At 65.0% G+C, this 283-nt stretch carries 1 protein-coding gene; it reads left to right on the top strand.

What is annotated here, in order from left to right; genetic code table 11:
- Positions 1-283, top strand: a 283-nt coding sequence (locus AC1RPN_RS08895; RefSeq protein ID WP_481763827.1) for a cyclic nucleotide-binding domain-containing protein, incomplete at both ends; no start/stop codon positions are given.

Genomic DNA, 283 nt, shown 5'->3' with positions numbered 1-283 from the left:
CACTCAACCGGAGCGCACCGAGGTCCACGGCGCAGGCCGTTTCACCGGTGACATCGGCCTGCTCGAGGGCCAGCCGTCATTCGTGAATGTGATCGCCCTCACCGACGGCGAAGTCATCAGACTGCCAGCCGCCACCCTGGGTCGCCTCGTCGGCAGACACAGCACACTGGGCGAGACGATCCTTCGTGCGTACCTGATCCGCCGCTCACCCGCTATCGGAGTAGGCAGCGGTCTGCGGATAATCGGTTCGCGCTTCGACCCGAACACTCGCAAGCTGGTGGAG

It is taken from the genome of Dellaglioa sp. CoH-57-MRSF-20 (assembly GCF_056781955.1).
This window is presented reverse-complemented; position numbering and strand designations above follow the sequence as displayed.